The sequence below is a fragment of the Bordetella sp. genome (assembly GCF_057362025.1).
Map to the genome: position 1 here is coordinate 1 of NZ_JBMQQZ010000028.1, position 11144 is coordinate 11144.

Consider the following 11144-nt stretch of genomic DNA (forward strand, 5'->3'; position numbering starts at 1 on the left):
GCCGTGCCGCCAATCAGGAAGCCGCGTGCCTGCATATCCCCAGCCAGCCAGGCGAGATCGCCGATGCGCTGGAAACCGAACATCGAGTAGTACACGTAGAACGGCACCATGATGCGGTTGTTGGTGGAGTAGGACGTGGCCGCCGCGATCCAGGAGCTCATCGCGCCCGCTTCGTTGATGCCTTCCTGCAGCAGTTGGCCGTCGGCCGCTTCCTTGTAGTACATCACCTGGTCCTTGTCGACCGGGGTGTACTTCTGCCCTTCAGGCGCGTAGATACCGATCTGGCGGAACAGGCCTTCCATACCGAAGGTGCGCGATTCGTCGGCCAGGATGGGGACGACGCGCGGCGCCAGATCCTTGTCGCGCAGGATCTGGTTCAGCGAACGCACGAATGCCTGCGTGGTGGATATTTCGCGGCCTTCCGCGGTGGGTTCCAGCACGGGCTTGAAGGCCTCCAGCGCCGGCGCCTTCAACTGCTCGTCGGCCTTGGTGCGGCGCTTGGGCAGGTAGCCGCCCAGCGCCTTGCGGCGTTCGTGCAGGTACTTCATTTCCGGGGAATCCTCGGCCGGCTTGAAGAACGGCAGTTCCTCCAGCTTGTCGTCGGGGATCGGAATGCCGAAGCGATCGCGGAATTCGCGCACCGCCGCCACGTCCAGCTTCTTCTGCTGGTGGGTGGGGTTCTTCGCCTGGCCGACATGGCCCATGCCGTAGCCCTTGATGGTCTTGGCCAGGATGACGGTGGGCTGGCCCTTGTGGTTGGCCGCCGCGTCGAAGGCGGCGTAGACCTTGTGCGGATCGTGGCCGCCACGGTTCAGGCGCCACACGTCCTCGTCGCTCATGCGGGCGACCATCTCCAGCAGCTTGGGATGCTTGCCGAAGAACTTTTCGCGCACGAACTTGCCGTCGTTCGCCTTGTAGGCCTGGTATTCGCCGTCGACGGTTTCCTCCATCACGCGGCGCAGGATGCCTTCCTTGTCATGGGCCAGCAGCGGATCCCAATAGCCGCCCCAGATCAGCTTGATGACGTTCCAGCCGCTACCGCGGAAATCGCCTTCAAGCTCCTGGATGATCTTGCCATTGCCGCGCACCGGGCCGTCCAGCCGCTGCAGGTTGCAGTTGATGACGAAGATCAGGTTGTCCAGCTTTTCGCGCGCCGCCAGGGCGATCGCACCCAGGGATTCCGGCTCGTCCATTTCGCCGTCGCCGCAGAATACCCAGACCTTGCGGTTGGCCGTATTGGCCAGGCCGCGGGCGTGCAGGTACTTCAGGAAGCGGGCCTGGTAGATGGCGGTGATGGGCCCCAGGCCCATGGAGACGGTCGGGAACTGCCAGAATTCCGGCATCAGCTTGGGATGCGGATACGAGGACAGGCCCTTGCCGTCCACTTCCTGGCGGAAGTGGTTCATTTGTTCTTCGGTCAGGCGGCCTTCCAGGAAAGCGCGCGCATAGACACCGGGCGACGAATGGCCCTGGAAGTACACGAGGTCGCCGCCGTGGTCTTCGGATTCCGCGTGCCAGAAGTGGTTCTGCCCGGTGCCTATCATCGTCGCCAGCGAGGCGAAGGAGGCGATGTGGCCGCCCAGGTCGCCGCCGTCCGGGGGCGAATGCCGGTTGGCGCGCACCACCATCGCCATGGCATTCCAGCGCACGTAGGAGCGGATGCGCGATTCCAGCTCGAGGTTGCCCGGATGCGCCGGTTCGAGGCCGGGCGGAATTGTGTTCACATACGCGGTGTTGGGCGAATACGGAATATGGGCGCCGGACCTGCGGGCCTCGTCGATCAGGCGCTCCAGCAGGTAATGCGCGCGTTCCGGTCCTTCGCGGTCCAGCACCGCCGCCAGCGCTTCCAGCCACTCCTGGGTTTCCAGGGTGTCTTCGTCATTGGCAGCCGTTTGGGCGCCAGCCAGGGCGTTAGAGGACATCGTGTGTCTCCAGCAGAGAGGGTTGTAGCCGTGCGCCTGTGCCGGCGCGAGGGGCATGAAAAAACGCCCGCAGAAAACCGTGCCTGACGCGTGGGTGCGCGTCCGGTGGCTGGGCAGGGCAACTTATGCGGCGCATTCTAGGAAACAAGATTACCCCGGCGCAAGAGAAATTTCATGTTGCGGTACGGCATTTCATAATATGAAATCATCGCCAATCGCAACAAACGACTAAAATGCGGCAAGATCCCACGACCATCGCCATGGCCAGCGCACCCAAGTCGAATATACCCACGCCGTTCCACGACCATGCCCGCTTGCGCAGGCGGGGCCTGTATTGGCTGACGCCCGTCCTTGTACTCATACTCTATATATGTGTCATGGGCGTGTTCTTCTGGCTGCAGCGCATCCATGACGACAGCGTCATGTTCGTCACGATAGACCAGGAGATGCGGCAGCAGCGCCTGCTGTGGATCGTCCTGGCGCTGTCCTGCGTGATCGTCATCAGCCTGCTGATGCTATGGCGCTACACCCGCTTCCGGTCCCATGCCGAAGCGGCGCTGATCGCCGAGACCGGTTTCCGGCGGGCGATGGAAAACTCCATGTCCACCGGCATGCGCGTACTGGACATGGAAGGCCGCATCGCCTACGTCAATCCGGCGTTTTGCCGCATGATCGGCTGGAACGAAGCGGATCTCCTGGGACGCAGCCCGCCCTTCCCGTATTGGGTGCCCGGCCGCCACGATCAGCACCAGCACACCCTGGATATCCTGCTGTCCGGCAAGACGCCCAGCAGCGGCCTGGAAGTGGAGGCCCAGCGGCGCGACGGATCGCGCTTTACCGCGCGCATGTATGTGTCCCCGCTGCTGGACCCGAACGGCAACCAGATCGGCTGGATGACGTCGATGACCGACATCACCGAACCCAAGCGCATCCGCGAAGCCCTGACCGCGGCGCACGAACGTTTCATGACCGTGCTGGAAGGCCTGGACGATGCGATCTCGGTCACGGCCGATACCCACGATGGCCTGGAGCTGCTGTTCGCCAACCGCACTTACCGCCGGGTCTTCGGCGCGCAGACGGGCGGCCATGACGAACTGCTGGCCGGCCGGCGCGGCCGCTTTACCGACGAATCGGTCGAGGTCTTCGCCCCGTCGGTGCAGCGCTGGTTCGAAGTCCACCACCGCATGCTGGCCTGGACCGACGGGCGCCGGGTGCGCCTGCAGGTGGCGCGCGATATCACCGAGCGCCGCCAGCACGAGGAAGCCTCCCGCGTGCAGCAGGAAAAGATCCAGCTCACCAGCCGCCTTACCACCATGGGCGAAATGGCGTCGTCGCTGGCGCATGAGTTGAACCAGCCGTTGACCGCCATCACGAACTACAGCATGGGCGCCGTGGCGCTGGTCAAGGCGGGCCACACCAATCCCCGCATGCTCCTGCCGGCCCTGGAAAAAGCCGCCGCCCAGGCCGAACGCGCCGGCAAAATCATCAGCCGCATCCGCGAATTCGTGAAACGCAGCGAACCGCGCCGCCAGCGCGTCGCCATCGCCGGCATCGTCGACAATGCCATCGGCTTCGCCGAGATCGACGCGCGCAAGCGCCGCATCCGCATCGAACGTTTCGTGCCCTCCAACGCGCCGGATGTGCTGGCCGATCCCATCCTGATCGAGCAGGTGCTTTTGAATCTTTTGAAAAACGGCCTGGAGGCGATGGAGAACAGCGACTCCGACGAATTGAAAGTCGCCGTCATCCTGCACGAACAGCACATCGAAGTCGCGGTGGTCGACCGCGGCCATGGGCTGGCCGATCCCGAAAGGCTGTTCGAACCGTTTTTCAGTACCAAGGCCCAGGGTTTGGGCATGGGCTTGAATATCTGCCGTACCATTATCGAGTCGCACCACGGCCGCCTCTGGGCGGATCCCAATCCCGCGGGCGGCACGATTTTCCGCTTCACCCTGCCCTGCGCGGCGCCACAAGCACAGACGCAGAACGACCAGTCCGAGGAGCTTCACGCATGAACACCCCAAATCCGTCCAGCACGGTATTTATCGTCGACGATGACGAAGCGGTACGCGATTCGCTGCGCTGGCTGCTGGAAGCCAACGGCTATCGCGTGCGCGCCTACGCCAGCGCGGAAAGCTTTCTGGAAGACTACGATCCCAACCAGGTCGGCGTGCTTATCGCCGATGTCCGCATGCCCGGCATGACCGGACTCGAACTGCAGGAACAATTGATCGCCCGCAAGGCACCGCTGCCCATCGTGTTCATCACCGGCCACGGCGACGTGCCGATGGCCGTGACGACCATGAAGAAAGGCGCGATCGACTTCCTGGAAAAACCCTTCAACGAGTCGGATCTGCGCGAGATCGTGGCCCGTATGCTGGAACAGGCCACGCAGCGCGTGTCCAAATTCCAGGCCCAGCGCGATCACGAAGCCATGCTGGCCCGCCTGACCGCACGCGAACAGCAGGTCCTGGAGCGCATCGTGGCCGGCCGCCTGAACAAGCAGATCGCCGACGACCTGGGCATCAGCATCAAGACCGTGGAAGCGCATCGCGCGAACATTATGGAAAAACTCGAAGTCACCACCGTAGCCGACCTGATGAAGGTGGCCCTGGCCAAACCCGAGGCACACGCATGACGGCACGCATTATCGATGGTTCGGCGCTGTCCCAGCGCATCCGCGACGACGTCGCGCATCGCGTGGCCGAACTGGCGAAGCAAGGGGTGCGGCCGGGCCTGGCCGTCGTCCTGGTGGGCGACAACCCGGCGTCGCAGGTGTATGTCAGGAATAAGGTACTGGCCTGCGAGAAAGCCGGCCTGCATTCGGTCAAGGAGCAGTATCCCGCCACCATGAGCGAAGCGGAATTGCTGCAACGCATCGCCGTGCTGAACGGAGACCCCACCATCCACGGCATCCTGGTGCAGCTGCCTTTACCGCCGCATATGGACGCCCACAAGGTGATCGAGGCCATCGCGCCGGAAAAGGACGTCGACGGCTTCCATATCAGCAACGCCGGCCTGCTCATGACCGGGCAGCCGCTGTTCCGGCCCTGCACGCCCTACGGCGTGATGAAGATGCTGGAATCCGAAGGCGTGGCGCTGCGCGGCGCCGAAGCCGTGATCGTGGGCGCCAGCAATATCGTCGGCAAGCCGATGGCCATGCTGCTGCTCGCGGCCGGCGCCACGGTGACGCTGTGCAATTCGAAAACGCGCGACCTGGCCGCCCACACCTCGCGCGCCGATGTGCTGGTCGTGGCCACCGGCAAGCCGGGCATCGTCACCGGCGCCATGATCAAGCCCGGCGCCGTGGTGATCGACGTGGGCATCAACCGCGGCGAGGACGGCAAGCTGCGCGGCGACGTGGATTTCGACAGCGCCGTGCGCGTGGCGGGAGCGATCACGCCCGTGCCGGGCGGCGTCGGTCCCATGACCATCGCCATGCTGCTCGTCAACACGGTGGAAGCCGCCGAACGTCTGCGGTAGGCCCCCCCGAAGCGCTGCGCGCTTCCCCCCAGGGGGCGACGCTGGCGGACCGGAGGGAGGCCTCACCCCCGAAGCGCTACGCGCCTCCCCCTCCAGGGGGCGACGCCGGCGGACCGGCGAAGCCGGATCCTCGGCGTCCCCGATCGACTGCATCTGTTTTTTTTGCGGGCAGAAAGCCTTGCAACCGCCGGGGCCCGTCTCCATCTACTCTACGTCGTTGTTATCCCCATCGAGCCGAACATGAGCGTGAATCCGCTACTCGCCCCCGCCGAAGACCTGGTGGACTATGCCGCCGTCAAGCCCTCGCACATCGTGCCGGCCATGGACACCTTGCTGGAGGTGGCGCGCCAGGCGGTGGACCGCGCCGCGGATCCGGCACTGCCCGCCACCTGGGAAGCCGTGATCGAACCCCTGGACTCCACCTCCGAACGGCTGTGGCGCGCCTGGTCCGTCGCCGGCCACCTGAACGCCGTGGTCAACACGCCGGAATTGCGCGAGGCCTATAACGCGGCACTGCCCAAGGTCACCGATTTCTCTACCTGGGTCGGACTGCACGAGGGCCTGTACCGGCAGTACCAGCGCCTGCGCGCCGCGCCTGCCTTCGCCTCGTGGAGCCCGGTGCGCCAGCGCGTCATCGAACTGGCGCTGCGTGACTTCCGGCTGAGCGGCGTGGAGCTGCGCGGCACCGACCGCGATCGCTATGCCGAGATCTCGGACCGCGAGGCCCAGACTTCGCAGAAGTTCTCCGAAAACGTGCTGGATGCCATCGACGCGTGGTCGCTGCTGGTCGAGGACGAAGCCCGCCTGGACGGTGTGCCGGCCGACGTCAGGCAGGCGGCGCGCCAGGCGGCCGAAGCCGACGGCAAGCCGGGCTGGAAGCTGACGCTGAAAATGCCCTGCTATCTTCCGGTCATGCAATACGCCCGCGACCGCTCGCTGCGGGAAACGCTGTATCGCGCCTACGGTACGGTGGCGTCGGAACTGGGCGACAGCCAGTTCGACAATTCGCCGCTGATCGAGGAACTGCTGTCGCTGCGCGCGGAGGAATCGCGCCTGCTGGGCTTCCGCAACTTCGCCGAACTGCGCCTGCAGACCCGCATGGCGCGCAGCGCGGAACAGGTCATCGCCTTCCTGCGCGATCTGGCCGGCCGCGCCCGTCCCTATGCCGAACGCGACCTGGCGCAACTGCGCGACTATGCGCGGCAGGAGCTGGGCATGGACGACCTGCAGCCCTGGGACGTGACCTACGCATCGGAACGCCTGCGCGAAGCGCGCTATGCGTATTCCGAGGATGACATCAAGCAGTACTTCACCGAACCGCGTGTGCTGGCGGGTCTTTTCCAGGTTATCGAGACCCTGTTCACCGTGCGCCTGCGCGAAGTTCCGGTGTCGGCCTGGCATCCCGATGTGCGTGGGGTGCGCGTGGAACGGCCCGACGGCGAACTGGTCGGCTATCTGTACCTGGACCTGCACGCGCGCGCGGGCAAACAAAGCGGCGCATGGGTCGACAGCGAGCGCAGCCGGCGCTTGGCGGCGGGCGCGCTGCACACGCCAGTTGCCTACCTGACCTGCAATTTCTCGCCGCCAAACGGCGGCAAGGCGGCGCTGCTGACCCACGACGACGTCATCACGCTGTTCCACGAAACGGGACACGCGCTGCACGCCCTGCTGTCCGAGGTGGATGAGCCGGGCGCCGCCGCCTTCGCCAGCGTGGAGTGGGACGCGATCGAATTGCCATCCCAGTTCATGGAAAACTTCTGCTGGGAATGGCCCGTGGTACAGCGTTTGTCCGCCCACGTGGACAGCGGCGAACCGCTGCCGCGCGCGCTATTCGACAAACTGCTGGCCGCGCGCAACTTCCAGAGCGGCATGCAGACGGTGCGCCAGATCGAGTTCGCGCTATTCGACATGCTCCTGCACGACCGGCCCGACGGCGCCGATATCCGTTCCGTGCTGGATCTGCTGAACGAAGTCCGCCACGAGGTGGCGGTGCTGATGCCGCCGGCCTGGCATCGCATGCCGCATAGCTTTTCGCATCTGTTCGCGGGCGGCTATGGCGCCGGCTACTACAGCTACAAGTGGGCGGAAGTGCTGTCCGCCGACGCGTATGAGGCCTTCGAAGAGGCAGCCCGCGGCGGCGACCAGGGCACGCTGGATGCGGAGACCGGGGCACGCTTCCGGCGCGAGATCCTGGCGGTGGGAGGGGCGCGGCCGGCGGCCGATTCCTTCAAGGCCTTCCGCGGCCGCGAGCCGCGTATCGATGCGTTGCTGCGCCACAGCGGTATGACCGCCCTGCAGGAGTAGCCCCATGTCTCGAACCGCCATGCCGCGTTTCGCCCTGTCCGGCACGGGCGCCCCGCTATGCACGGGACCGCATGCCGGCCCTGCGTCATGGGCGCGCGCCGGCGCCTTCCTGTCGCGGCTGGCAGTCGCGATCGCGGCCATTTTTCTGGCAGCGGCCGCCCAGGCGGCCCCGCCGCCCGCGATCTACGACATCCATGGCCATCTCCCGGACCTGCGCTTTTCCTTGTCCGGTGCGCAGGGCCGCGTCGTCAGCCAGGATGACGTCAAAGGCAAAACGGTATTGCTGTTCTTCGGCTACGCCAGTTGCCCCGACGTGTGCCCAACCACGATGGCGCAACTGGCCGATGTGATGAACCGACTGGGAGAAGACGCCGCCAAGGTCCGCATTCTTTTCATCAGCGTGGATCCGCACCGCGACACCCCGGATGGATTGCAAGCTTATGTGAACGCCTTCAACAGCAATGCCATCGGCCTGACCGGTACGGAAAGGCAGATCGCCGATGTCGCCCGACGGTATCGCGTCTCTTACCAGATCGATAAACCCAAACCCGATGCCGACCCGAAGGTCTACAACGTCACGCACAGCCGCGGTGTGTATGTCTTCGATGGCGGGGGCGAAGCCCGTCTGCTGCTGTCCGACAGCAGCTCCACGGAAGAGATCGTTGACGCGCTGCGCAAGCTGGTCGGGGACTCGCGGCGTTAATACAACAGGGCAATCTGTTGTTACATGACATGAACGACCCCGCCACCCCGGCGCCGCTATGATGGCCCGTGTTGCTGTTCCCCTTGGACGCGTATCGAAACGGAAAGGAGCACGTATGGAAATCATCATCATGATCATCGTGGGTTTCATCGTCGGCCTGATCGCGCGCGCGCTCATGCCCGGCAATCAATCCATGGGCATTATCCTGACGAGTATCCTGGGCATCGTCGGAGCCGTCGTGGCCGGATTCCTTGGCCGCACGCTGGGCTGGTATGGGCCCGGCGAACCGGCCGGTTGGATCGCTTCGGTCATCGGCGCGATCATTGTCCTGTTCGTGGTGGGGTTGTTCACACGTCGCCGCGGCGCCTGACAGCCCCCTGCGGCCCGCGCCGGCCAGCCGCTTGCCCGAAAAGCCGCGCTGCATCGCAGCGCGGCTTTTTTTCGTCTGTTCAACGCCACGGGTGCCCCAGCCCCGTCCACCCGATCAGCCCGCGATGCCCACGCCGACCGTACCCGTATGGTCTTTCCCGGAACGGCACCGCATTCCTGGCATACGGACACTGACATCCTCGACAACAACCACCCGGAAAAAGCGGGCGCGTCCTGTCGACACATGAAGGAATCAACCCGCGGGGAATCGCACGCATGCCGCATTGGCGATGACGTCACGGTGCTCCGGGACGACGCATGGCCGACCGTCAGCCCGCCGCCAGATCGCCGCCGAATCCTCCACCACGCCGTGCCGGGATCCGACCGTCCGTCCGTCAATGCACTCGCCTGTATCAAGGGAATCCCACCGATGCCAGATTATCTCGTCTTGACCCCATCCTCGCCTGCTTCGTATTCATTCGCCCCACCCTCCGGACCGCGAGGACACACAGGCGGTGCATTCAAACAGGAAGCCGTATACCAACGCCTCGCCAGGGCCTCCTCGACCTGCGCGCGACGGGCGCGACCCGCTTCGTCCATCATCGAGACGCCCGCCTTCCGGCTCTCCGCCGGGCGCGCGTCCGCGACGGTATTGCGCCACGCGCCATTGCGCCCTGGAAGAAAAGCGCACGACGATGCGCCCACGTCCTGCCCAAGCAACGACAGCCTGGCCAGCAGCGGCTATCACGGCAGCACCGGCAGCATCAGCCGGGCGCCATCCATCGCCAGCGTGTCGTCCTCGGTTCTCGCGAGCAACGACAGCCTGTCCGTCTTCCCGCAGCCCGCCGGCCAGTTTCGCGCAAGCAGCGAGATCAGCATTACGCTCGTCGACGAGCCGGCAGGTGCCGCATTGTCCGAACTTCCGGCCTCGCATCCCGTGACCAGCATGGCGACGGCGATCATCACCGATCCCCGCGCCATCACCGCGAAGGTGCTTCGCACGGCCGAATCCACGGTATCCCTGGATAGGGCGTCCGTGGTGCGGGCCGCCGTGGACGCACTGCTGGACGAATGCCTGGCTTTCGGCAGCATCGGGCCGATCGCGGCGGCCACGCCGCAGTCTTTCAGGACCGCGACACCGGAGCCATCCCCTGCAGAGCCGTCGACTCCCGGCTCGCGGCTTTATCTCATGGGCCGCCGCATCCACCGCCATCTGTCCGAGCGAACAGCCGGCTGGCACGACCACGCGGCGTCGAGCATCGCGCAAGCCGCGTGGATGCTGGCGGACGGCGCCGAACGCGATGCGATCGAATTCAATTTCATACAGATGTCGCTGGCCCAGGCACTTCGCCACTTCGGGCCGCGAACCGGCTCCCCCGCCTCCACGCCGGGCGGCAATGACCATGCCGCGTCCGTCACCGCGGAACAACTGGACGCGCTGGACCGCCCCGCGCGGCTACGCGATCCCGACAATGCGGATCGCCGCAAACTCGATGCGGCCCTGGATATCGCCCTCCCCGGCCACGCCGCCCCCCAAGCGCGCCGTTTGGCCGGGCGCATCGTCGACCTGGTGGCGGAAATGGCCAACGAGGCGTTCAGGCAACGCCTGTACCGCGACGAAGTCGAGCATTTGCTGGCCGCCAGCGATCGCCACGACCTCGATGCCATGCATAAGGCCTTCATCCGCCTGTACGGGCTCGACCGGTCCTTCGCCTCGTCTTATCGGGATGACCTGGACCGCTGCGTTGCGCTGGTCGAGAGCCTGCCACGATCCGTCCAGGATGACTTCATGCGCACTTTCGCGCTGTCCGCGCAAGTCTCACCGACCCACGGCTTGGGACGCTACCTGGATACCATCCTGGCGGGCACGGCACTTCCCGGCGAGGTCAGCGAACGATTGCGATCCGATCTTCGGCGTTTCATGACGGACCTGTTCGCCGCTGCCGAACGGCTGGCCGGCGCGCGAGCCGGCGCCGCACCGGCGGCAAGAACGGCGAGCACGCGCACGACGGCGACATTGCTGGACATGCCACCGCCCGCCCGCCCCACCCTACGGGCGGTCGCGCTGGGGATCTGGCGCCGTATCTTTCCCGGCACTTCCCTGGAACGCGCGAAACGCCAGGTCGTCCAAGCCTGCGTCGGCACGCTGACGCCGGGCGAATGCATCGCCCTGCACCACGTGGTCGAAAGCTATCCCTTCCTGAAGGTGGACCATCCCGAAGGCCGTCGCATCATGCCGGCCCCGCAAAAGCAGCACTTCATGGCCCTGGATGCGGCACTGACCATGGAATCGGCGACGCGCCACGCCGTGCCCGTGGTGGCCCGTGCGGTAGAAGCGCTGCGAGGCGATCCCCGCTCGCCGC

8 protein-coding genes are annotated in these 11144 nt (G+C 65.5%); 7 read left to right on the forward strand and 1 reads right to left on the reverse strand.

From position 1 onward, the window contains the following. On the reverse strand, nucleotides 1-1922 hold a 1922-nt coding region (gene aceE, locus ACO1P8_RS07115), incomplete at its 3' end, for a pyruvate dehydrogenase (acetyl-transferring), homodimeric type (RefSeq protein WP_486295203.1). A 260-nt stretch (nucleotides 1923-2182) separates the two neighbouring features. On the opposite strand from aceE, the gene ACO1P8_RS07120 reads away from it, so the two are divergent. From ACO1P8_RS07120 to ACO1P8_RS07150, 7 genes are all read left to right on the forward strand, one after another. Next, nucleotides 2183-3937 carry a PAS domain-containing sensor histidine kinase gene (locus ACO1P8_RS07120; RefSeq protein WP_486295209.1) on the forward strand — a complete coding sequence of 585 codons (1755 nt, stop codon included), beginning with the start codon at nucleotides 2183-2185 and terminating at the stop codon, nucleotides 3935-3937. Continuing rightward, entirely contained in the window at nucleotides 3934-4560 is a 627-nt protein-coding gene (locus ACO1P8_RS07125; protein WP_066659362.1) for a response regulator transcription factor, read from the forward strand. The genes ACO1P8_RS07120 and ACO1P8_RS07125 overlap by 4 nt, the downstream gene beginning before the upstream one ends. After that, nucleotides 4557-5405: a bifunctional methylenetetrahydrofolate dehydrogenase/methenyltetrahydrofolate cyclohydrolase FolD gene (gene folD, locus ACO1P8_RS07130; protein ID WP_486295204.1), complete on the forward strand. Its 849-nt coding sequence runs from the start codon at nucleotides 4557-4559 to the stop codon at nucleotides 5403-5405. Before ACO1P8_RS07125 ends, folD begins: the two co-directional genes overlap by 4 nt. A gap of 240 nt (nucleotides 5406-5645) precedes the next feature. Further along, nucleotides 5646-7709 (forward strand): M3 family metallopeptidase, encoded by a 2064-nt coding sequence (locus ACO1P8_RS07135; protein WP_486295205.1) that lies wholly within the window; start codon nucleotides 5646-5648, stop codon nucleotides 7707-7709. 4 nt (nucleotides 7710-7713) lie between these two features. After that, nucleotides 7714-8412: an SCO family protein gene (locus ACO1P8_RS07140; protein WP_486295206.1), complete on the forward strand. Its 699-nt coding sequence runs from the start codon at nucleotides 7714-7716 to the stop codon at nucleotides 8410-8412. Nucleotides 8413-8527: 115 nt separating this feature from the next. Next, nucleotides 8528-8782, forward strand: a complete 255-nt coding sequence (locus ACO1P8_RS07145) for a GlsB/YeaQ/YmgE family stress response membrane protein (protein ID WP_486295207.1) — start codon at nucleotides 8528-8530, stop codon at nucleotides 8780-8782. Between the two features lie 666 nt (nucleotides 8783-9448). Continuing rightward, the coding region (locus ACO1P8_RS07150) for a hypothetical protein (protein WP_486295208.1) at nucleotides 9449-11144 on the forward strand (1696 nt) is incomplete at its 3' end.